Consider the following 21,498-nt stretch of genomic DNA (forward strand, 5'->3'; position numbering starts at 1 on the left):
AAAACCCAAGCTCAAACCCGACGCAGATTGCTCTGCGTTCAAATCACTGCTTCAACTTCGGATGCGAACAGACGTCCGCGTGTGTGCCGATCCCATACAAGACCGGAACCCACGCTCTCAACGGCACTCAAAGCACCGCCGCCTGCGCATCCCTTCTCGACTTCACGATCAACAATGTCCAAGAACCATCCCCGACGACAGTGACGAGCCACCATCCGGTGATCCGGATGAATGATGCCCGTCGGTCTGGAAGATCGGAGGCGCGCAAACCGCTCGGTTTGCGCTGGCAGGCAATCTTTCTAGCCGTTTGGCCGGAGTGGGTCAAGCCCTTTTTTCCGCCCTCTCCACCGAAGCGCCGATGAAGCACCACCAGAAACACCCGCCGCCCCGATCCTGCTGGGGCTTTCAACCGCCACAGTCACCCTGTCGGGCACCGCCATCGGCTGAGGGCCGGGTGTATACGTGGGCCTTTTCCGGTCGTCCAGAGAAAAAGCATCTCCCTCGCCAAAATTCGCCAACCATCCCGGTTCCGCATCATGCCCCAGGCAATCCGCATCTTTTTCCATGCGCCACGCCGAGTTGCTTGATGCGCGGCCCTCTCGCGGACCATACAAGTGCGCCTCCTGCCCCCTCCCCTGCGCGCCGATCGATGCACGACACCACCATCCTTCTCGACATCCTGCTTCTGCTGCTGTCGGCCATCGTCGTCGTGCCGCTGTTCCAAGCCCTGCGGATTCCGGCGGTGCTGGGTTATCTCGTTGCCGGGGTGATGCTGGGGCCGCACGCCCCGGGGCCGGCGGTGGATTTGAAACTGCCCCAGCTGCTCTCGGAATTCGGCATCGTCTTCCTGCTGTTCGCCATCGGGCTGGAACTGCCGTTGTCGCGTCTCCAGGCGATGCGTCGCTACATCTTCGGTCTGGGGTTGATGCAGGTTCTGGCGACCAGCACCGTGCTTGGGCTTGCCGCCTACGCGCTGGGACTTCCCCCCGAGGCGGCGCTGGTGGTCGGCGGCATGCTGGCCTTCTCATCAACCGCCACGGTGCTGAAACTGCTGGTCGAGCGCGGTGAGACCGTCGCCCGTTTCGGAAGGATCTCCGTCGCCGTCCTGATCTTCCAGGATCTGGCGGTGGTGCCGCTGCTGACCTTGCTGCCGCTGCTGGCCGACCCGAACGCCAGCATCCCGCTTGCCCTGGCGCTCGCCGCGCTGAAGGCGGGTGCGGCGATCCTGTTCATCATGCTGCTCGGCCGCTTTGTCGTACGCCCGGTCTACCGTTTCATCGCCTCGGCGGGCAATCCGGAGCTGTTCACCGCCACCAACCTGTTCGTCGTGCTGGCCGTCGGCTGGCTGACCGCCGAGGCAGGAATGTCGATGGCGCTTGGCGCCTTCCTGGCTGGAATGCTGCTGGCCGACACCGCCTACCGCCACCAGGTCGAGGCGGACATCGAGCCGTTCCGCGGCCTGCTGCTCGGCCTGTTCTTCATGACGGTCGGCATGACCCTCGACCTGCCGGCGATGGAGCACGAGGCCGGGACCATCGCCGGCCTGACCGTCGCGCTGCTGTTCGGCAAGAGCCTGCTGCTGTTCCTGCTCTGCCGCCTGTCCGGCCTGGGGGTGGCGACCTCGCTGCGGATCGGGTTGCTGCTGTCCCAGGGCGGCGAGTTCGCCTTCGTGCTGATCGGGAAGGCGACGGCGCTGTCGGTTCTGGACGGGCGGACCGGGCTCCTCGTCTCCTCGTCGGTGGCGCTCAGCATGGCGGTGACTCCGGCCATCGGCGCGATCGCCCAGCGCCTCGCCCAGGCCATCGAAGCGCGGCGCGGCGCCGAGGCGTTCGGCATCGAGACCAGTGACCTGAAAAGCCATGTGCTGATCGCCGGCTACGGCCGGGTCGGCAAGGCGGTGGCGCGGCTGCTGACCGCGCATGGAATCCCCTACGTCGCCCTGGATCTGGAGCCGCAGCGGATCGCGACCGCAAGGGGCGAGGGGCTGCCGGTCTATTACGGCGACGCCAGCCACGCGAGCGTGCTGCGCGCCGCCGGAGTGGAGCGGGCTCGCGCCGCCGTCATCACGCTGAACCGGCCGGATCAGGCCCAGCGCGCGGTCGAGGCGATCCACGCCTCGGCCGCCGGTCTGCCGATCATCGCCCGCGCCCATGACATCGGGCAAATTCCGGCGCTGGCCAACGCCGGCGCCAGCGCCGTCGTTCCGGAAACCATGGAGGCCAGCCTGCAATTGGCCGGCATGGTGCTGCGCAGCGCCGGCATCGAGGCCGGCGCCGTGGACAGCAGCCTGAGGGAATTCCGCGAGGGGAACTACGGGGCCCTGGCCGAGCCGCGTGCCACGGAAGCCGACTGAGCGGTCCCGCCCGCCTTTCAGCGCGCGAACACGCGGGCGCGGTCGATATGAACCGCGCAGCGGTCGCCCAGCGCGATGCCGAGCGCACCGAAACGCTCGCGGTCCATCTCCGCCTCCAGCGACAGGCCGGCAAGCTCGATCTCGACGCGGGCGTCCGGCCCGACGACATGGACGCCCGAGATCCGCCCCGGCCCACCGGCGGCCGGGCTGACGCCGAGATCGTGCGGACGCACATAGGCGATGGCCGCTCCCCGCACCGCCGGGTCGGTCGGTATCGACAAGGCGCCGTTGCCGATCCGCGCCACCCCGTCCTCGACCGTGCAGTCGAAGCGGTTCACCTGCCCGAGGAACTCGTAGACGAAGGCCGATGAGGGATGGTCGTAGACGTCGGCCGGCGAACCGATCTGCTCGATCCGCCCCTGGCTCATCACCACCACGCGGTCGGCCAGTTCCAGCGCCTCCTCCTGGTCGTGGGTGACGAAGACCGAGGTGATGTGGATGTCGTCGTGCAGCTTGCGCAGCCAGCGCCGCAGCTCCTTGCGCACCTTGGCGTCGAGCGCGCCGAACGGTTCGTCGAGCAGAAGGACCTTCGGTTCGATCGCCAGCGCACGGGCGAGCGCCACGCGCTGGCGCTGGCCGCCGGAAAGCTGCGCCGGGTAGCGGTCGGCGAAATGGCCGAGCTGGACCAGCTCCAGCAGCTCGGTCACCCGGCGCTTGATCTCGGCGCTTCCGAAACGCTGGCCGCGCGGACGCACCTTCAGGCCGAAGGCGACGTTGTCGAAGACGGTCATGTGGCGGAACAGGGCGTAATGCTGGAACACGAAGCCGACCTGACGGTCGCGCGGCTTCAGCCCCAGCGCCTCCTCGCCGTTCAGTTGCAGGCTGCCGGCATCCGGGCTTTCCAGCCCGGCCATGATGCGCAGCAGCGTGGTCTTCCCCGACCCGGACGGCCCGAGCAGAGCCAGAAGCTCGCCCGACCGCACCTCCAGATCGACCGCATCGAGCGCCTTGTAGGACCCGAATTGCTTGGTGATTCCCGAAACCTGGATCGCCATCGACGCCGAACCCCTACTTGTGCCGTGTGGCCGCCAGCTCGGCCCCGAAGCGCCATTCCAACACCGTCTTCGCCACCAGCGTGACGAGAGCGAGCATGGCCAGCACCGAGGCCACCGCGAAGGCGGCGACGAAGTTGTATTCGTTGTACAGAATTTCGACGTGCAGCGGCATCGTGTTGGTGTAGCCGCGGACATGGCCGGACACCACCGACACGGCACCGAACTCGCCCATCGCGCGCGCGTTGCACAGCAGCACGCCGTAGAGCAGGCCCCACTTGATGTTGGGCAGCGTCACCCGCCAGAAGGTCTGCCAGCCGCTCGCCCCCAGCACCAGCGCCGCCTCCTCCTCCTCCGACCCCTGCTCCTGCATCAGCGGGATCAGCTCGCGCGCGACGAAGGGGAAGGTGACGAAGATGGTGGCGAGCACGAGGCCGGGCACGGCGAAGATGATCTGGATGCCCTGCGCCTTCAGGAACGGCCCCATCAGCCCGTTCAGGCCGAACAGCAGCACGTAGATCAGGCCGGAGATCACCGGCGAGACCGAGAAGGGCAGATCGATCAGCGTGATCAGCAGATTCTTGCCGCGGAAGTCGAACTTGGCGACGCACCAGGAGGCGGCGACGCCGAACACCAGGTTGGCCGGCACGGCGATGGCGGCGACGATCAGCGTCAGCTTGATGGCGGCGACCGCGTCCTCCTCGACCAGCGCGGCCCAGTAGGCGCCGAAGCCGCGCCGCAGCGCCTCGGCGAACACCGCGACCAGCGGCAGCAGCAGAAACAGCGCGAGGAAGGCGAGCGCGGTGCCGATCAGCAGCCAGCGCATCCAGGCCGGATCGCTGAGCGCCACGCCGGAACGGTTAGCGGGCATGGCGCGACCTCATCCAGGTTTGCAGCAGGTTGAGGACCAGCAGCATGACGAAGGACACCAGCAGCATCGCGGTGCCGACCGCCGCCGCGCCGGCGTAGTCGTACTGCTCCAGCTTGATGACGATCAGCAGCGGCAGGATCTCGGTCAGGCCGGGCATGTTGCCGGCGATGAAGATGACCGAGCCGTATTCGCCGACCCCGCGCGCGAAGGACAGGGCGAAGCCGGTCACCAGCGCCGGCAGGACGGCCGGAAAGACGACTCGGCGGAAGGTCTGGCCACGGGTGGCGCCGAGCGAGACGGCGGCCTCCTCCTCCTCGGGCGGCAGATCCTCCAGGATCGGCTGCACCGTGCGGACGACGAAGGGCAGGCCGATGAAGGTCAGCGCGATGGCGATGCCGACCGGCGTGAAGGCGACCTTCAACCCGAACAGCTCGTTCAACGGCTTCCCCACCCAGCCGTTCGGCGCGTAGAGCGCGCTGAGCGCGATGCCGGCCACCGCCGTCGGCAGGGCGAAGGGCAGATCGACCAGAGCGTCGACCAGCCGCTTGCCGGGAAAGCTGTAGCGCACCAGCACCCAGGCGACGATGAAGCCGAACACCGCGTTGACGGCGGCGGCGACCAGCGACAGCCCGAAGCTGACCTCGAAGGCGGCCCACACGCGCGGCGTCAGCACCGCGTTCCAGAATCCGCTCCAGCCCAGCCCGCCGGCCTTGGCGATCAGCGCGCCGAGCGGCAGCAGGACGAGGATGCTCAGATAGGTCAGCGTGAAGCCCAGCGTCAGGCCGAATCCGGGGATCACGCTGGGTTTCCGGAGGATGGACGTCACCGCGCCCCCCGCCCTGGGGAACGCGGTGTCGGTCGAAGAGGCTGCGACCACGGATCAGCGGCCCTTCTGGTAGATCTGGTCGAAGACACCGCCATCCGCGAAATGCTTCTCCTGCGTCGGACGCCAGCCGCCGAAGGTCTGGTCGATCGTGACCAGCTTAACATCGGCGAAGCGCCCCGCATACTGGGTTGCCAGTTCCGGCAGGCGCGGACGGTAGAAGTTCTTCGCGGCGATCTCCTGCCCCTCGCGGGTGTAGAGGAATTGCAGATACGCCTCGGCGACCTTGCGGCTTCCCTTGCGGTCGACCACCGCGTCGACCACCGCGACCGGCGGTTCGGCGAGGATCGACAGGCTGGGAACGACGATCTCGAACTTGTCGGCGCCGAACTCCTGGAGCGACAGGTAGGCCTCGTTCTCCCAGGCCAGCAGGACGTCGCCCAATTCGCGCTGCGTGAAGGTCACGGTCGAGCCGCGGGCGCCGCTGTCCAGCACCGGCACGTTCTTGAAGAGCTGGCCGACGAACTCCTTGGCCTTGGCCTCGTCGTTGCCGTTCTTCTCCAGGGCGTAGGCCCAGGCAGCCAGATAGTTCCAGCGGGCGCCGCCCGAGGTCTTCGGGTTCGGCGTGATCACCGACACGCCCGGCTTCACCAGATCGTTCCAGTCCTTGATGGCCTTGGGGTTGCCCTTGCGCACCAGGAACACGATGGTCGAGGTGTAGGGGGCGCTGTTGTTGGGAAGCCGGCTCTGCCAGTTCTTCGCCAGCTGCCCGGCGTCGGCGATGGCGTCGATGTCGTAGCCGAGCGCCAGCGTGACGACGTCGGCGTCGAGACCGTCGATCACCGAGCGGGCCTGCTTGCCGGAGCCGCCGTGCGACTGCTTGACGGTCAGCGTGTGGCCGGTCTCCGCCTGCCACTTCTTGGCGAAGGCCTTGTTGAAATCGACGTACAGCTCACGGGTGGGATCGTATGAGACGTTCAGGAGGTTATCCTGCGCGTCGGCAGCGGCAACGCCCAGCCAGGCCAGCGTAAGCCCTGCGGCCAGGAGGGACAGGCGGCGACGAAACGACATCGGAGTCTCCTTCGGTTGGTCCCAAGGCCGCAGAATTTCACACAGAAAACTGCGGATTCATTTCTATTTTCTGAATAGAGATTGCCAAACCGGTTCCACGCTGGAAAGCGCTTTTTTGTCCCAAAATCCGAAAATTCCCGAGATTTTCAATCAACATATTGAAAAACAATATAAAAATATCAACCTGGGGGCTCGGAAACCCGATCCCGCCGATTGATCATTTCGCACTGTCATTTAAAACTGAAAGCCATCGGACCGTTTGGTATCATTGGGCTCCCCCTCTTCTCCCGCAAGCCCGAATCCCGATGAGCCCACCCTCCCCCACTTTTTTGACGGCGCTGCTGGAGGCGGAACGGGCGCTGGGGCGCTTGGCGGAAGCCTGCCGGTCGCCGGAGCGGCGGCGCCGCCTGTGGGCCGATTCGGCGCGGCGGGAGGCGTGCGCGGCCGCGCGGCTCGATGGGGTGGCGGTCGACGCCACCGATTTCATGATCGCCACCGTCAACCCCGATCTGGTGCCCACGGCCGGCCGGCCGGACGCCCAATCGGTGCACGCCCTGTGGCGGGGGGCGCTGTTCGCGCAGGGCGTGATGCCGGCTCCGGCCAAGCGGGCCGGATCGGCGGCGCGGCGCCCCGTGGAGCATGGCGCGGCGGCCGAGGCGTGGCGGGCCGTGGCCGCGCTGGAGGCGGGGCTGGAAGCGGGGTCGGATGGCGAAGCGGACGACGACCGGGAAGCCGGCGACCCGGACTCCGCCGGGCGGGGCGAATCCCCGCCTCCCTGGACGCTCGGCTGGGTCGAGGCGTCCTGGCGGGTCATGCAGGCCGGCGTGTCGGGGCGCGACCCGGCCCGCCTGTCCCTGTCGCCGGAGCGCGAACTGGACGCCGTCGCCCTGCTCGGCCGGCTCGACGCCGCCGCTCAGGCGGCGGCCCTGCTGGGGGGCGTCGGGCTGCTGGCCGAACTGCTGCGCCCGCAACCCGACCTGCGCTCCCCCGCCTGGACGGTCCCTCCGGCCCGGCTGCTCGCGGCGCTGGCGGTGGGGCGCTGCTGCCGGTTGCCGGAACTGTGGCTGCCAATGTCCACGGCGCTGTGGACCGATCGCACGGCCTCGGCCATCGCCGCGCGGGGCGACGGCGAGGAATGGCGCGTCTGGCTGGCCGACGCGGTCGCGGAGACGGCGCGGCGCGAGCGCCACAGGCTGGCGGCGCTGGATCACGCCGCCGAATCCTGGCAGCGGCGCATCGGCCAGCGCCGCCGCAACTCACGCTTGCCCGAAGTCATGGACGGGCTGTTCGAGCAGCCCGCCTTCACGGTGCGCCGCGTCCAGAAACGGCTGGGGACCACCTTCCGCGGCGCCCAGCTTCTGGTCGACGAGTTGATCGAGGCGGGAATCCTGCGCGAAGTCACCAACCGGGCGCTCGACCGCGTGTTCGTCGCGGTCGATCTGATTCCGTGACGGAACCCGGCATCGGGAAACCTGGGTCAGATGTCGAAATTCGCGGCCAGATCACCGGTGGACTGGCGGTGGCGCAGCGCGTCGGACAGGGTGCGGTTGTCGAGCACGTTGGCGGTGGCGTCGCGCACCTGCACCATCAGCCAGCGCACCGAGCAGGTGCCGGGATCGATGCAGTCGTCGCACGGCTTGAAGGAGAATTTGCTGGCGCAGGGAATCGGCGCCAGATGGCCGTCGACCAGCCGGATCACCTCGCCGAAGGAGATGTCCGACGCCGGGCGGGCCAGACGGTAGCCGCCGCTCTTGCCGCGCTTGGCGAACAGCAGCCCGTGCTTGCGCAGCTCGACCAGGATGGCTTCCAGGAACTTGCGCGGGATGTTCTCCCGCTCGGCGATGTCGGCGATCAGGGTCAGGTCGTCGTCGGTCCGCTCAGCCAGCATGATCAAGGCACGAAGCGCGTATTTGGCTTTCTGCGACAGCATTCCGGCGGAATCCGTTCCTTAAGGCGACGATTGAAAAAGCGCACGCAAGACGTCCGAAAGGCCAAACCCGATCAGACGCCCGGACAGTAGCGGCTTTTCACACACAAGGCGAGTAAGAACGCCGGCTTGCCCCACCTTCCGCCGCCGCGTTAAGGTCCGCTCACGCCGAACGCCGTTTTTTCCATGAGGACAAGGCATGCAGTACGTCATCGTTCCGGTCACGCCGTTCCAGCAGAACTGCACGGTGTTCTGGTGCCCCGAAACGATGAAGGGGGCGGCGGTCGATCCCGGCGGCGATCTCCCCCTCATCCTGCGCGCGGCCGAATCGAAGGGCGTGACGCTGGAGAAGATCCTGGTCACCCACGGCCACATCGACCACGCCGGCGGCGTCGCCGACCTCGCCGACGACCTGTCGCTGCCCATCGAAGGACCGCATCCCGACGACCTCTTCTGGATCGAGGGCATGCCGCAGCAGAGCAAGATGTTCGGCTTCCCGCCGGTGCGCTCCTTCACCCCCGGCCGCTGGCTGGCGGACGGCGAGACGGTCACGGTCGGCACGCTGACGCTGGAGGTGCGCCATTGCCCCGGCCACACGCCCGGCCACGTCGTGTTCATCCACCGGCCGAGCAAGCTTGCCATCGTCGGCGACGTGCTGTTCCAGGGCTCGGTCGGCCGCACCGACTTCCCGCGCGGCAACCACGGCGACCTGATCGCGTCGATCAAGGAGAAGCTGCTTCCCTACGGCGACGACATCGCCTTCATCCCCGGCCACGGCCCGATGTCGACCTTTGGCGAGGAGCGTCTGTACAACCCGTTCCTGACCGACTGACCCGCCTCAATCCACCATCGGCTCCTCGTCGCCGAGCAGCAGGTCGATCCGCCGCCGCAGGCTGAGAAGCTCGCGGCGCTGGGCGTCGTCCAGATAGGCCCGGTGCTCGCGCGGGTCGCCAAGCCTGCGGGTCGCCCGCCGCAGCGCCTCCAGGAAGCGGCCCACCGCCGACATCGTGCGCAGGCTGGGTTCCTTGGCGTCGTCCTTGCGGCTTCGCGCCGCCTGGACGGTGCGGTCGCCGGCCTTCACCTGCTCCCATTGGGCCATCTGCTCCGCCAGATCCTTGATCCAGGCGATCTCGATCAGGGTGGAGCGCGACACGTCGCGGTGCTCCGCCGCGTACTGCCGCTTGATCTCCGGCGGCAGCGTGTTGAGGCGCAGGGTGTGGCTGACGTTGCTCTGGCTCTTGCCGATGATCCGGCCGAGCTGCTCCTGCGTGTAGCCGTAGCGGTCGATCAGCCGCTCCAGCGCCTCCGCCAGTTCCAGCGCGTCGAGGTCGACCCGCTGGACATTCTCCACCAGCGCCAGCTCGTCCGGGTTGCCGGAGGTCGCCAGCGCGTGGATGGTCGCCAGCCCCAGCATGCGGTGCGCCCGCAGCCGCCGCTCGCCGGCCACCAGCCGGTAGCCGCCGACCACCTCCTGCACCAGGATCGGCTGCTTCATCCCGTAGTCGGCGATCGAATCGGCGAGGCTGCGCATCTCGTCCGGGTCGAAATGGCGCCGCGGCTGGCTCGGATTCTCGCTGATCGACGCGACGTCCAGTTCGAGCAGCCGGGGCGGCTTGCCGCGGTCGTCGAACAGATCGGCGCTGTCCTGGTCCGGATTTGCGGGTGCGCGCGTCGGCATGCCTTTGTTTTCCCTCCCCGATCGGGTCGCGGCACCGGCAACCCTCCCGTGGAGCGCCGCCGGTGCCGAAGCCTGACCCAAAGCATAGCAGTGGGAAAGGATGACACAAGGCAGGATTGCGGTCTTACCGCAAACGTGCCTTGCGCGCCGGATCACGCCCAGATCACACGCGGATCACGCCGCCTTGATGTCGGCGAGGAACCGCTCGATCTCGCTGCGCAGATGCCCGGCCTGCTTGGTCAGATCCTGCGAGGAGGTCAGCACCTCGTTCGCCGTCGTCTTGGTGGTGTCCGCCGCCCGCGCGACGCCGTCGATGATCGAGGTCACCGATTGCGTCGCCTTGGCCGCCTGCTCGGCGTTGGCGGCGATCTCCATGGTCGCCGTCCCCTGCTCGTCGATGGCGCTGGCGACGACGCCGGAGATGCGGCCCATGTCCTCGATGACGGTGACGATCTGGCCGATCGACGCCGCCGCCCCGTCGGTCACCGACTGCATGGTGGCGATCTGGCCGGAGATCTCCTCGGTCGCCTTGCCGGTCTGGTTGGCGAGGCTCTTGACCTCCGATGCCACCACGGCGAAGCCCTTGCCGGCCTCGCCGGCGCGCGCCGCCTCGATGGTGGCGTTGAGCGCCAGCAGGTTGGTCTGCGCGGCGATGTCATGGATGAGCTGCACCACCGCGCCGATGCGGTTGGCGGTCTCGACCACGACCCGCATCGTCTCGCCGGCCTGGGCCGCCGCCCCGACCGCCGCCTGGGTGATGCGGCCCGATTCCTCGATGTGGCGGCCGATGTCGCCGATCGAGGCGCGGAGCTGGTTCGCCGCCGAGGCCACCGTGCCGACGTTCGAGGCGGTCTGCTCGGCCGCCGCCGCGACGCTGGTCGCCTCGTGCAGGGTCTGGTCGGCGCCGTCGCTCATCGACCTGGCGGTCGTCTCCAGCCCGCCGGCCGCGACGCTCACCGCCCGGACGATGCCGCCGACCCGCGCGTCGAAGCTCTGGGTCACCCGCTCCAGCTGCTTGGTGCGCTCCTCGCGCAGGGCACGGACGCGATCCTGCTCCGCGTGCAGCTCGTCGGCGCGGATCAGCGCTTCCTTGAAGACCTGCATGGCGCCGGCCATCCGGCCGATCTCGTCGGTGCGCTCGCGGGCGGGAACCTCGAGCTGGCGCTCGCCGTCGGCGAGCCGCTGCATCGCGTCGCTCATCGCCGACAACGGGCGGGTGATGCCGCGGGCAAAGACCACGCCGACCAGGCAGACGACCAGCAGCAGGCCGGCGCCCGCCACGATCATCTGGTTGCGCATGGAATGGACCGGGGCGAGGATCTCGTCGACCGCCGCCTCGGCCAGCACCGTCCAGCGCAGCGTCGCATGCTTCAGCGGCCGGTAGGCGGTGAGCGCCGGGCCGGTTCCGCGGACGTTGCTGGCCTCGACGACGCCCATGCCGTCGCTGTCGGCGCCGATCGTCGCCGCCGCCCCGCCGACATAGGGCTTCAGGACCGCCATCTCGCTGGCGAAGCGCGGCGTGCTGCGCAGCTTGCCGTCGGTCCCCATCAGGAAGGTGTCGCCGCTGTCCCCCATGCCCTCGGTGGTGCGCATGATGCGGTCCAGCCCTTCGGACTGGATGCGGAAGGCCAGCACCGCGAGGGTCTGCACCCCGCCGTCGGGTTGCTGAAGCACGACCGGGCTGGCGAGGAAGGCCGAAGGCACCCCGCCAGCCGGGGTGTAGGGGGTGAAGTCGAGGATGCGGGCGGCGCCCGGCTTCGGGTCGCGCTTGACCTCCTCCAGGAAGGCACCGAGCGGGGTGGAGGCGACGGAGGTGGCGAAATCCGCCCCCTTGGCGGTGCTGTAGAGCACCGTGCCGTCCGGGTTCAGCACCAGCACGTCGGCCAGCCCGCGCCGCAGCATCAGGTCCATCATCCAGGAATGCAGCCGCAGATGCGCCATGTCGTACATGGTGCTGCCTTCCGGCTTCTCCAGCTTGTAGCGCTCGGCCGCCGGATGCGGGTTGCCGTCCACGTAGCGCTTGCGGAGCTGGGCCGACGGGTCGCCGCGATCGGCCTCGATCCGCCAGCCATTGTTCAGCGCCACCACGGCGTCGCGCATCGAACGCGTGTTGGCGGTCAGCACAACGTCGCCCTCCAGCCCCTCGATGTAGGACTGGACGCTGGCGCCGCGCGCGTTGGCCAGAGCCACAAGCTTGTCCTGGGCGGCGTCACGCAGGCGGTCGGTGGCCGCCGAATAGGCGAAGCTGCCGAGCAGGACCGCCGACAGAACCGCCGAGGCGACCAGCGCGCCAGGAATTTTGTGCCGCAGAAGCAGGCTGTTCAAGGTTGCACCCTCCCGGAGAGACCATGGCGCCGGTTGCCCCGGCTTTGTGAACAGAGTGTCATTGGATCAACGGATTGGAAAGAACCGAAACCATCTTGCCAGCAAACCATTAACAAAAAATGTCATACCCGCGTAACTGTATTGTTAAACGATCGTTCAAAATCCATTGCGCTGGCGCAACGAAACGCATCCCGGTAGAAAGGAGCGATGCAAGACCATATCGCGGTCAGGGCATTTGGGGCGGAGGTGGGCTGATGTCACTGGCGGAACGCAAGCTCTTCGTCGAGCGGTGGATTCGCTCTCCCTTGAAGGTTGCATCGGTGACGCCGAGCGGAACCGAGCTGTGCCGGGCGATGGCCCGGGCGGCGGCCAGCGGTCCCGGCCGGCGCGTGGTGGAGCTCGGCCCCGGCACCGGCCCGGTCACGGCGGCGCTGCGCGAGCACGGCACGGCCGCCCGCGACCTGCTGATGATCGAGCTGGACGCCGCCTTCGCCGACCACCTCTCCACGCTGCACCCCGGCGCCGGGGTGGTCCGGGGCGACGCCACGCGAATCCAGAAGATCGTCCACGAGCATGGCTGGGAAACCTGTGACAGCGTGGTGTCCGGCCTGCCGCTGATCGCCATGCCGCTCTCGGTGCAGGCGCGGGTCGTGCGCGGCGCTTTTTCCGTGCTGGCGCCCGACGGGGTTTTCGTGCAATTCACCTACGGCCCCTTCGCCCCGGTGAATCCGGAACTGATCCGCCGGCTGCGCCTGAAACCGCGCCGCCACGCCTGGATCGCCCGGAACCTGCCGCCGGCCTCCGTCTGGACGTTCCACCGCTTGCCGTGATGCCTTGCCCCTGACCGATCCCGTCCTCGCCGAGGCGCGCGCCCTGATCGACGCGCGCCGTTACCGAATTGCCCTGCGCCGGCTGAGGCAGGACGCCCCGGCGGGGCTGGAGCGTCACCGGCTGCTCGGGCTCGCCCATCTCGGCCACCGGGAGCCGGACAAGGCGCTGGCGCATTTCCGCCGCGTGGCCGCCGAGCGGCCCGACGACCCCGACGCGCTGCTGCATCTCGGTCAAGCCCATCAGACGGCCAACGCCCCCTTCCCCGCCGTGCGCTGGTTCGAGCGGCTGGCCCGCCTCGCCCCCGGCCTGCCCGGCATCCGCGCGCTGCTGGCCGGCGCCTACCGGCGCGACGCCCGCTACCACGACGCGCTCGCCACCGCCCGCGCGGCGCTGGCCGACGGCGAGCGAGACGTCGATCTGCTGTTCGAGGCGGCGACCAGCGAGGCCTGCCTCGGCCGCGATTCCAACGCTCTGACAAGCTTCGAGGCGCTGCTGGCCGAGGATCCGGAGCACGCCGCCGGCTGGTTCGGCAGCCACGCCCAGGCGATGCACGGGCTCGGCCCCGACGAGGCGCTGCGCCGTCTGCGCCGCGCCACCCGCTGCGGCGGGGCGAACGGCAAATACTGGGCCTATCTCTGCGCCACCCTGCTGCTGCTCGGCCGCACCGACGAGGCCCGCGCCGTCGAGGCGGCGCACATCGTCCCGGCGCCCAAGCACCGCCCGCTGGTCGACGGGGCGCTGGCCCTGCTGCCGAACCTCGCCGCCGACCCGCGCCTGTTCGGCAGCAGCGGCCGGCTGCTGCGCCACGCGCTGGCCGAAGCCCGCGTTCCGGGATTGGTGCTGGAGTTCGGCGTCCGCCGCGGCACCTCGCTCGACCATCTGGCCGAGGCCGCCGGGCAGGAGGTGCACGGCTTCGATTCCTTCGAGGGGCTGCCGGAGGGCTGGGTGAACGCCCCGCGCGGTGTGCTGACCACCGGGCGCCAGCTGCCGGCGGTGCGCGACAACGCCCGCCTGCATGTCGGCTGGTTCGAGGACAGCCTGCCGCCCTTCCTCGACGCGCATCCCGGACCGGTGCGCTTCGTCAACGTCGACAGCGACATCTACGCCTCGGCCCGCACCGTGCTGACCGCGCTCGCCGGCCGGCTCCGGCCGGGCAGCGTCGTCGTCTTCGACGAGTATATCGGGAACCGGAGCTGGCGCGAGGACGAGTACCGCGCCTTCCAGGAGTTCGCCGCCAAGCACGCGGTCGGCTACGAGTACTTCGCCGCCAGCCCCTTCACCAAACAGGTGGCTGTGCGCATCCTGTCGATCGGCGGGAAGACCGCAACAGCCTGATACGGCGAACTTTCCGGACGGTGGCGCCGGCTTTCCACGCCCTGCCCGATGCGCTAGCCTTTCCCGGACCGCGTTGAAGGAGTTCCGCCTTGCAGGCCGCCCTGATTTCCCACGACCGCTTGAAACCGTCCTTCGTCGACTGGGTGGTGCGCCACCGGGCCAAGCTCCAGCCCCACACCCTGTTCGCCACCGGCACCACCGGCGGGCTGATCAAGGAGGCCTGCCCGGAGCTGGACCTGACCCCGCTGAAGAGCGGCCCGCTCGGCGGCGACCAGCAGATCGGCGCGCTGATCGCCGAGGGGAGGATCGACGCCCTGTTCTTCTTCATCGACCCGCTGACGCCGCTGCCGCACGACGTCGACGTCAAGGCGCTGATCCGCCTGACCGCGCTCTACAACGTGCCGGCGGCGCTGAACGAGGCGACCGCCGACCGGGTCATCGCCGGCTTCTGAAACGGAAAAGCCCCCGCCCTTTGCGGGACGGGGGCTTTTCCCGGAAACGAACGTTCCGCTTACGCCGAGGCCGCCGCCTTCGCCTCGCGGCGACGCGCGTGCAGGACCGGCTCGGTGTAGCCGTTGGGCTGGACCCGGCCCTTGAACACGAGGTCGCAGGCCGCCTGGAAGGCGACGCTGCCGTCGAAGTTCCCGGCCATCGGACGGTACAGCGGATCGCCGGCGTTCTGCTTGTCGACCACGGCGGCCATGCGCTTCATGACCTCCATCACCTGCGGCTCGGTGCAGATTCCGTGATGCAGCCAGTTGGCGATGTGCTGGCTGGAGATGCGGAGCGTGGCGCGGTCCTCCATCAGCCCGACGTCGTGGATGTCCGGCACCTTGGAGCAGCCGACGCCCTGGTCGATCCAGCGGACGACGTAGCCGAGGATGCCCTGGGCGTTGTTCTCCAGCTCCTGGCGGATCTCCTCCTCCGACCAGTTCGGGCGGTCGGCGAGCGGCAGGGTCAGGATGTCGGACAGCGCGGCGGCCTGCCGGCTGGCGAGCTGCTCCTGCACCGAGGCGACGTTGACGGCGTGGTAGTGGGTGGCGTGCAGCACGGCGGCGGTCGGCGACGGCACCCAGGCGGTGTTGGCGCCGGCCTTCGGGTGGCCGATCTTGGCGACCAGCATGTCGGCCATCAGGTCGGGCATCGCCCACATGCCCTTGCCGATCTGGGCACGGCCCTTCAGCCCGGCCTTCAGGCCGACGTCGACGTTGTTGTCCTCATAGGCGGCGATCCACTTGGTGGCCTTCATCGCCGCCTTGCGGACGACCGGACCGGCCTCCATCGAGGTGTGGATCTCGTCGCCGGTGCGGTCGAGGAAGCCGGTGTTGATGAAGACCACCCGGTCCTTGGCGGCGCGGATGCACTCCTTGAGGTTGACGGTGGTCCGCCGCTCCTCGTCCATGATGCCGACCTTGAGGGTGTTGCGGGCCATGCCCAGCAGATCCTCGACGCGGGCGAACAGCTCGCTGGCGAAGGCGACCTCCTCGGGGCCGTGCATCTTCGGCTTGACGATGTAGACCGAGCCGGCGCGGCTGTTGCGCAGCGGGCCGGTGCCCTTCAGGTCGTGCAGCGCGATCAGCGACGTGAAGACGCCGTCGAGGATGCCTTCCGGCGCCTCGCTGCCGTCCGACAGCTTGACCGCGTCGTTGGTCATCAGATGGCCGACGTTGCGGACCAGCAGCAGGCTGCGGCCGTGCAGGGTCAGGGTGCCGGTCGGGGTGGTGTAGGTCCGGTCCGGGTTCAGCGTGCGGACGACGGTCCTGGAGCCCTTGGCGAAGCTCGCCTCCAGCGTGCCCTTCATCAGGCCCAGCCAGTTGCGGTAGGCGCCGACCTTGTCCTCGGCGTCCACGGCGGCGACGGAATCCTCGCAGTCCTGGATGGTGGAGAGCGCCGCCTCAAGCACCACGTCGGCGACGCCGGCGGCGTCGTCCTTGCCGATCAGGTGGCCGCGGTCGATGCGGATTTCGATGTGGGTGCCGTTCTGGACCAGCAGCACGGCGGTCGGCGCCGAGGCCTCGCCCTGCCAGCCGGCGAGCCCGGCGGCGTCCTTGAGGCCGACCTTGCGGCCGTCCTTCAGCGTCACGGCGAGCGCGCCGCCCTCGACGGCGTAGCCGGCGGCGTCGGCGTGGCTGGCGTCGGCCAGCGGCACGCTGTCGTCGAGGAACTTGCGGGCCCAGGCGATGACCTGCGCGCCGCGCGCCGGGTCGTAGCCGCCGGCGGCCGCCGTGCCGGGGATGGCGTCGGTGCCGTAGAGCGCGTCGTACAGGCTGCCCCAGCGGGCGTTCGCCGCGTTCAGCGCATAGCGGGCGTTGGTGATCGGCACGACGAGCTGCGGGCCGGCGAGCCGGGCGATCTCGTCGTCGACGTTGCCGGTGCCGATGGCGAAATCCTCGCCCTCCGGCACCAGATAGCCGATCTCGCGCAGGAAGGCCTCATACTCGGCGGCGTCGAAGATCTGGCCGCGGCGGGCGACGTGCCATGCGTCGATCTTGGCCTGGAGCGTGTCGCGGGTCTCCAGCAGCGCCTTGTTGCGCGGCGCCAGATCATGGAGAAGCGCGTCGAGCCCCGACCACAGGGCGTCGGCCTCGACACCGGTGCCCGGCAGGGCCTCCGTCTCGATGAAGTCGTACAGGGGCTGGGCGATTTGCAGGCCGCCGCGTCGGATCCAGTTGGTCATCTCGTTGCGTGTCCCATTCTCTTGCGCGCTCGGTTCGCAGGCCCCTCTGTGGAGGCCTTGCGCAAAGTTATTGCGTGAACCGCTTCTTCCGGTCAACAGAATGTCGCACTGCAAAAAGTATGAAACTGTTTGGCCGAATGGCCTCAGCTCTCCGATTCGCTGTAGAGCTGTTCGGAGAGCGCCCGCCAATAATGCGCGTCCATCTGCTCCACCGACAGATCGGCCAGCCCCGACTGGTCCTTCACCACCTGCCCCGGCGACGGCATGCCCTGCGGGACGATCCAGGATCCGGGCTGCCAAAGGTGCGAGCGGCGCAGCGCCTTGCCGCAATGGAAGAAGGCCTCGCGGACCGCCAGCCGGATGGCCGCCTTCGGACGCCGTCCTTCCTCGCCCAGCACGGCCAGCAGGTCGGGTGCCGTGGTGACGGTGGCGATGCCGTTGACGCGCAGGAAGATGTCCTGCTCCGGCACCAGGAACACCAGCCCGCAGGCGCCGTCCGATGTCAGGATGTTGACGATCGAGGACAGCTTGTTGTTGCCGGGCCAGTCGGGAATCGCCAGTTCGCGCCGGTCCACCGCGTGGACGAAGCCGGGCCGCCCGCCGCGCGGCGAGCAGTCCATGCCGGTCTCCGACGCGGTGGCGACGAACACCAGGGGCGATTCCGCGACGAAGCGCAGGCTGTGATCGTCCAGGAAGGGGAAGCTCAACTTCTGAATGCGCTCGCTCGGCAAATCATAGAGCCGGCGCAGCGCCGCGACCGTGTCGATCCGGTGGGGGTCCATGGTGTCGCTCCCGATGAAACTAACGTTGTTAGATTTCACCTAACGCCGTTAGTCTGTCAACGACGAAGAGGTGAATGGGTGGAGCGGGCATGAAGGTGCAGCGGCGGGACGTCATCGACACGGCGCTGGCGTTGCTGGACGAGGTGGGGCTGGAGGGGCTGACGATGCGGCGGCTCGCCCAGGCGCTCAAAATCCAGGCGCCGTCGCTCTACTGGCATTTCCCCAACAAGCAGGCTCTGCTCGACGCCATGGCGGACGCCATGCTGGATGGCGTCGCCCTGCCGGACGACACGCTGGCGTGGGACGCGTGGCTACAGGCGGCCTTGACCGAATTCCGGCACGCGCTGAAGGCCCGGCGCGACGGCGCGCGGGTGTTCGCCGGAACCTTCCTGGTGACGGAGAATGTGCTGCGGATCGGCGACCGCGCCGTCGGCCGGCTGCGGGCGGCCGGGGCGGACGAGAGGACGGCGGTCCGCGCCCTCTTCACCCTCCAGTACTTCGTGCTCGGATTCACCATCGAGGAGCAGGCGGCCGCTCCCGCGTCGGAGGGCGTCGATCTGTCCGGCCTCGCGCAACGGATCGCGGAGGATCAGGCCGCGCGCTACCCGAACGGCGCGGCGGTGGTGGGGATCCTCGCCGCGGACGATGACGGGGAGCGCTTCCGCTTCGGGCTCGACCGGCTGATCGACGGGTTGAGGTCCGTCATTCCGGCCGGCTGAGCCCGATCAGCAGGCGCTCAGTGCGCCTCTTCCCAGTTGTCGCCGATGCCGGCCTCGGCGACCAGCGGCACGCTGAGGCTCGCGGCCTCCTCCATCACCCTGCGCACCAGCGCCGCCGCCTGTTCGGCCTCGGCCTCCGGAACCTCGAACAGCAGTTCGTCGTGCACCTGGAGCAGCATCCTGGCGTTGCTGCCGGCCTTGGCCAGCGCGGCGGGCATCCGGTTCATCGCGCGCTTCATGATGTCGGCGGCGGTGCCCTGGATCGGCGCGTTGATCGCCTGACGCTCGGCGAAGGAACGGCGGGCGGCGTTCCTGTCCTGGATGCCCGGCATGTAGCAGCGCCGCCCGAACAGCGTCACCACATGGCCGTGCTGGCGGGCGAAGGCCTTGGTCGCCTCCATCCAGACCTTCAGCTCGTGGAAGTTCTCCAGGTAGGCCTTGATGAAGGCGTTCGCCTCGCCCGGCGCGATGCCGAGCTGGCGGCCGAGCCCGAAGCCGGAGATGCCGTAGATGATGCCGAAATTGATCGCCTTGGCCTTGCGGCGGATGTCGGAGGTCATCTGCTCCAGCGGAATGCCGAACACCTTGGCGGCGGTCGCCGCGTGAATGTCCAGCCCGTCGCGGAAGGCGTCCTTCAAGGCCTTGATGTCGGCCATCTCGGCGACCAGCCGCAGCTCGATCTGCGAATAATCGACGCTCAGCAGCTTGTGTCCCTCGGCCGCCACGAAGGCGCGGCGGATCTTGCGCCCCTCCTCGGTGCGGACCGGGATGTTCTGCAAATTGGGGTCGGTCGAGGACAGACGCCCGGTGTTGGTCGCCGCCAGCGCGAAGGCGGTGTGGACGCGGCCGGTGTCCTTCTCGATCTTCTGCTGGAGCGCGTCGGTGTAGGTGCTCTTCAGCTTGGCGAGCTGGCGCCAGTCCAGCACCCGCTGGGCGATGGCATGGCCCTGTTCGGCCAGTTCCTCCAGCACGCTGGAATCGGTGGAGTAGGCGCCGGTCTTGCCCTTCTTGCCGGTGCCGAGCTTCAGCGTGTCGAACAGCACCTCGCCGAGCTGCTTGGGCGAGCCGATGTTGAAGCCCTGCCCGGCCAGCGCGTGGACGTCCTTCTCGATCTCGACGAGGCGGACCGCCAGATCCTGCGACAGCCGCGCCAGCGCCGCCTGGTCCAGCCGGACGCCGCAGCGCTCCATGTCGGCGACGACCGGAACCAGCGGACGGTCGATCGTCTCGTAGACCGTGACCATGCGCGCCTCGACCAGCCGGGGCTTCAGCAGGGTCCACAGGCGCAGCGTGATGTCGGCGTCCTCCGCCGCGTAGTCCAGCGCCTTGTCGAGCGGCACCTTGTCGAAGGTGATCTGGTTCTTGCCGGTGCCGCAGACCTCCTTGAAGGGGATCGGCGTGTAGGCGAGGTGCAGCTCGGCCAGCTCGTCCATGCCATGGCCGTGGGCGCCGCCCTCCAGCGCGTAGGAGATCAGCATGCTGTCGTCGATCGGCCCGACCTTGATGCCGTGGCGGTCGAAGAGCTGGTAATCGAACTTGAAATTGTGCCCGACCTTGAGGATCGCCGGATCCTCCAGCACATCCTTCAGCGCGGCCATCGCCTCGGCGACGGGAATCTGCGCCGGCGGCGGTGCCGCGTCGAAATCGAGCTGGCCGGCCTCCACCGCGCCGGCGCCGTGGGCGAGCGGGACGTAGCAGGCCAGCCCCGGCTCGGTCGCCAGCGAGATGCCGACCAGAGTCGCCGTGGCCGGGGTCAGGCTGTCGGTCTCGGTGTCCACCGCGACGACGCCGGCCGTCCGCGCGCGCTCGACCCAGACATTCAGAGCGGCGAGGTCCTGGACCAGCTCGTACCGCTTCTCGACGCTGTGCAGGCCGTGCGCCCGCGTGGCTGGGGTGGCGGCCGGCGCTTCGGCGGTTTCCGGCGCTCCAACGGTCGCGGTGGCCGTCGAGGCGGACGTTGCGGCGGCGGGCGCCGAGCCGTCGGCGATGCGGCCGTCCTTCTGCATCTCCATCTCGACGCGGGCGACGATGCTGCGGAAGCCCTGCGCCTTCAGGAAGTCGATCAGCTTCTGATGATCCGGCTCGCGGACGCGCAGTTCCTCCAGCGGCTTGGGCGGCGGGGCGTGCGCGTCGAGCTGGACCAGCCGGCGCGAGACGCGGGCCTGCTCGGCGAAGTCGATCAGCTTCTGGCGGCGGGCCGGCTGCTTGATCTTCCCGGCGTTGGCCAGCAGCCCGTCGAGGTCGCCGTATTCGGTGATGAGCTGGGCCGCCGTCTTGATGCCGATGCCGGGGACGCCCGGCACGTTGTCGACGCTGTCGCCGGCCAGCGCCTGCACGTCCACCACCTTGTCGGGGGCGACGCCGAACTTCTCGAACACCTCGTCGGGCCCGATGCTCTTGTTCTTCATCGGGTCGAACATGCCGATTCCGGGACCGACGAGCTGCATCAGGTCCTTGTCCGACGACACGATGGTCACCGGCCGCCCGGCGTCGCGGGCCAGCCGCGCGTAGGTGGCGATCAGGTCGTCGGCTTCAAAGCCCTCCAGCTCCAGGCAAGGGAGGCAGAAGGCTTCGGTCGCCTCGCGGATCAGGGCGAACTGCGGCTTCAGCTCCTCCGGCGGCTCGGGGCGGTGGGCCTTGTAGTCGGGGTAGAACTCGTTGCGGAAGTTCAGCCGCTTGCTGTCGAAGACGACGGCCACCGCCTCGGCCTTGATGTCGGCCAGCAGCTTCAGCAGCATGTTGGAGAAGCCCATCACCGCGTTGACCGGCGTGCCGTCGGGCCGCGTCATCATCGGCAGCGCGTGGAAGGCCCGGAAGATGAAGCCCGAGCCGTCCACGAGATACAGGCCGCTGCGGTCGGGGGCAGCGGCGGCGTCCGGGGTTGCGGTGTCGGTCGTTCCGTCGGTCGTTCCGGTGGCGTCGGTCATGGGGCTGGTCTCGTGTGCGTCCTTGCGGGCGCTACCATCGCCGAAGGACGGACGGGAGTCGAGCGGCGATGACCGGGGAACGCCCAATCCCTGGCCGCCACCCCCTGGCCACCCCCCTGCCCCCCTG

At 68.9% G+C, this 21,498-nt stretch carries 18 protein-coding genes; 8 read left to right on the plus strand and 10 right to left on the minus strand.

The window, feature by feature from the left end; translation table 11 throughout:
* Together J2847_RS23665 and J2847_RS23670 are read left to right on the plus strand one after the other, a co-directional pair.
* Positions 1-362, plus strand: a 362-nt coding sequence (locus J2847_RS23665) for a hypothetical protein (protein WP_209781263.1), incomplete at its 5' end; no start/stop codon positions are given.
* 287 nt (positions 363-649) lie between these two features.
* Positions 650-2,353 carry a monovalent cation:proton antiporter-2 (CPA2) family protein gene (locus J2847_RS23670; RefSeq protein WP_209781264.1) on the plus strand — a complete coding sequence of 568 codons (1,704 nt, stop codon included), beginning with the start codon at positions 650-652 and terminating at the stop codon, positions 2,351-2,353.
* Positions 2,354-2,370: 17 nt separating this feature from the next.
* Here the strand turns inward: J2847_RS23670 and J2847_RS23675 are convergent, their stop codons facing one another.
* From J2847_RS23675 to J2847_RS23690, 4 genes are all read right to left on the minus strand, one after another.
* Complete coding sequence (locus tag J2847_RS23675) at positions 2,371-3,408, minus strand: sulfate/molybdate ABC transporter ATP-binding protein (protein WP_209781265.1); 1,038 nt, start codon at positions 3,406-3,408, stop codon at positions 2,371-2,373.
* Positions 3,409-3,421: 13 nt separating this feature from the next.
* A complete protein-coding gene (gene cysW / locus J2847_RS23680) occupies positions 3,422-4,276 on the minus strand; it encodes a sulfate ABC transporter permease subunit CysW (protein ID WP_209781266.1) in 855 nt (284 codons plus the stop codon).
* Entirely contained in the window at positions 4,266-5,075 is an 810-nt protein-coding gene (gene cysT, locus J2847_RS23685) for a sulfate ABC transporter permease subunit CysT (RefSeq protein ID WP_411800648.1), read from the minus strand. The genes cysW and cysT overlap by 11 nt, the downstream gene beginning before the upstream one ends.
* Before the next feature lie 81 nt (positions 5,076-5,156).
* A complete protein-coding gene (locus J2847_RS23690) occupies positions 5,157-6,170 on the minus strand; it encodes a sulfate ABC transporter substrate-binding protein (protein ID WP_085553896.1) in 1,014 nt (337 codons plus the stop codon).
* A gap of 305 nt (positions 6,171-6,475) precedes the next feature.
* Between J2847_RS23690 and J2847_RS23695 the strand changes: the two genes are divergently transcribed.
* Entirely contained in the window at positions 6,476-7,621 is a 1,146-nt protein-coding gene (locus tag J2847_RS23695) for a hypothetical protein (protein ID WP_209781268.1), read from the plus strand.
* A gap of 26 nt (positions 7,622-7,647) precedes the next feature.
* Here J2847_RS23695 and J2847_RS23700 read toward each other — a convergent pair whose 3' ends face one another.
* The gene (locus J2847_RS23700; protein ID WP_209781269.1) at positions 7,648-8,100 is read right to left on the minus strand and encodes an RrF2 family transcriptional regulator; all 453 of its coding nucleotides are present in this window, start codon (positions 8,098-8,100) and stop codon (positions 7,648-7,650) included.
* A gap of 196 nt (positions 8,101-8,296) precedes the next feature.
* On the opposite strand from J2847_RS23700, the gene J2847_RS23705 reads away from it, so the two are divergent.
* Complete coding sequence (locus J2847_RS23705) at positions 8,297-8,929, plus strand: MBL fold metallo-hydrolase (RefSeq protein WP_209781270.1); 633 nt, start codon at positions 8,297-8,299, stop codon at positions 8,927-8,929.
* A 6-nt stretch (positions 8,930-8,935) separates the two neighbouring features.
* On the opposite strand, the gene J2847_RS23710 is transcribed toward J2847_RS23705, so the two are convergent.
* Positions 8,936-9,775 carry a ParB/RepB/Spo0J family partition protein gene (locus J2847_RS23710; RefSeq protein WP_209781271.1) on the minus strand — a complete coding sequence of 280 codons (840 nt, stop codon included), beginning with the start codon at positions 9,773-9,775 and terminating at the stop codon, positions 8,936-8,938.
* 174 nt (positions 9,776-9,949) lie between these two features.
* Positions 9,950-12,100, minus strand: coding sequence for a methyl-accepting chemotaxis protein (locus tag J2847_RS23715; protein ID WP_209781272.1), 2,151 nt, complete (start codon positions 12,098-12,100; stop codon positions 9,950-9,952).
* Positions 12,101-12,354: 254 nt separating this feature from the next.
* On the opposite strand from J2847_RS23715, the gene J2847_RS23720 reads away from it, so the two are divergent.
* The 3 genes from J2847_RS23720 (at position 12,355) to J2847_RS23730 (ending at position 14,718) form a co-directional block, all read left to right on the plus strand.
* Positions 12,355-12,930 carry a class I SAM-dependent methyltransferase gene (locus J2847_RS23720; protein WP_085553890.1) on the plus strand — a complete coding sequence of 192 codons (576 nt, stop codon included), beginning with the start codon at positions 12,355-12,357 and terminating at the stop codon, positions 12,928-12,930.
* Positions 12,931-12,934: 4 nt separating this feature from the next.
* Positions 12,935-14,266, plus strand: a complete 1,332-nt coding sequence (locus J2847_RS23725; protein WP_209781273.1) for a class I SAM-dependent methyltransferase — start codon at positions 12,935-12,937, stop codon at positions 14,264-14,266.
* A gap of 89 nt (positions 14,267-14,355) precedes the next feature.
* On the plus strand, positions 14,356-14,718 hold the full coding sequence (locus tag J2847_RS23730; protein ID WP_085553888.1) for a methylglyoxal synthase: 363 nt from the start codon (positions 14,356-14,358) through the stop codon (positions 14,716-14,718).
* Between the two features lie 59 nt (positions 14,719-14,777).
* Here J2847_RS23730 and J2847_RS23735 read toward each other — a convergent pair whose 3' ends face one another.
* Together J2847_RS23735 and J2847_RS23740 are read right to left on the minus strand one after the other, a co-directional pair.
* Entirely contained in the window at positions 14,778-16,943 is a 2,166-nt protein-coding gene (locus J2847_RS23735) for a malate synthase G (protein WP_209781274.1), read from the minus strand.
* A gap of 143 nt (positions 16,944-17,086) precedes the next feature.
* Positions 17,087-17,725, minus strand: a complete 639-nt coding sequence (locus J2847_RS23740) for an MSMEG_1061 family FMN-dependent PPOX-type flavoprotein (RefSeq protein WP_209781275.1) — start codon at positions 17,723-17,725, stop codon at positions 17,087-17,089.
* Between the two features lie 89 nt (positions 17,726-17,814).
* On the opposite strand from J2847_RS23740, the gene J2847_RS23745 reads away from it, so the two are divergent.
* Complete coding sequence (locus tag J2847_RS23745) at positions 17,815-18,444, plus strand: TetR/AcrR family transcriptional regulator C-terminal domain-containing protein (protein WP_209781276.1); 630 nt, start codon at positions 17,815-17,817, stop codon at positions 18,442-18,444.
* A 17-nt stretch (positions 18,445-18,461) separates the two neighbouring features.
* Here the strand turns inward: J2847_RS23745 and polA are convergent, their stop codons facing one another.
* Complete coding sequence (polA, locus tag J2847_RS23750; RefSeq protein WP_209781277.1) at positions 18,462-21,371, minus strand: DNA polymerase I; 2,910 nt, start codon at positions 21,369-21,371, stop codon at positions 18,462-18,464.
* Positions 21,372-21,498 lie beyond the last annotated feature (127 nt).

Origin of the sequence: Azospirillum agricola (genome assembly GCF_017876095.1) — a bacterium.
In the GTDB taxonomy this organism is placed as follows: domain Bacteria; phylum Pseudomonadota; class Alphaproteobacteria; order Azospirillales; family Azospirillaceae; genus Azospirillum; species Azospirillum agricola.

Excerpts from the sequence above, each read along its gene's own strand:
- J2847_RS23700 (WP_209781269.1), bottom strand. The coding sequence starts at position 8,100 with ATGCTGTCGCAGAAAGCCAAATACGCGCTTCGTGCCTTGATCATGCTG.
- J2847_RS23720 (WP_085553890.1), top strand. The coding sequence starts at position 12,355 with ATGTCACTGGCGGAACGCAAGCTCTTCGTCGAGCGGTGGATTCGCTCT.
- J2847_RS23695 (WP_209781268.1), top strand. The coding sequence starts at position 6,476 with ATGAGCCCACCCTCCCCCACTTTTTTGACGGCGCTGCTGGAGGCGGAA.
- J2847_RS23740 (WP_209781275.1), bottom strand. The coding sequence starts at position 17,725 with ATGGACCCCCACCGGATCGACACGGTCGCGGCGCTGCGCCGGCTCTAT.
- J2847_RS23710 (WP_209781271.1), bottom strand. The coding sequence starts at position 9,775 with ATGCCGACGCGCGCACCCGCAAATCCGGACCAGGACAGCGCCGATCTG.
- polA (WP_209781277.1), bottom strand. The coding sequence starts at position 21,371 with ATGACCGACGCCACCGGAACGACCGACGGAACGACCGACACCGCAACC.
- J2847_RS23670 (WP_209781264.1), top strand. The coding sequence starts at position 650 with ATGCACGACACCACCATCCTTCTCGACATCCTGCTTCTGCTGCTGTCG.
- cysW (WP_209781266.1), bottom strand. The coding sequence starts at position 4,276 with ATGCCCGCTAACCGTTCCGGCGTGGCGCTCAGCGATCCGGCCTGGATG.
- J2847_RS23735 (WP_209781274.1), bottom strand. The coding sequence starts at position 16,943 with ATGACCAACTGGATCCGACGCGGCGGCCTGCAAATCGCCCAGCCCCTG.
- J2847_RS23745 (WP_209781276.1), top strand. The coding sequence starts at position 17,815 with ATGAAGGTGCAGCGGCGGGACGTCATCGACACGGCGCTGGCGTTGCTG.
- J2847_RS23705 (WP_209781270.1), top strand. The coding sequence starts at position 8,297 with ATGCAGTACGTCATCGTTCCGGTCACGCCGTTCCAGCAGAACTGCACG.
- J2847_RS23690 (WP_085553896.1), bottom strand. The coding sequence starts at position 6,170 with ATGTCGTTTCGTCGCCGCCTGTCCCTCCTGGCCGCAGGGCTTACGCTG.
- J2847_RS23675 (WP_209781265.1), bottom strand. The coding sequence starts at position 3,408 with ATGGCGATCCAGGTTTCGGGAATCACCAAGCAATTCGGGTCCTACAAG.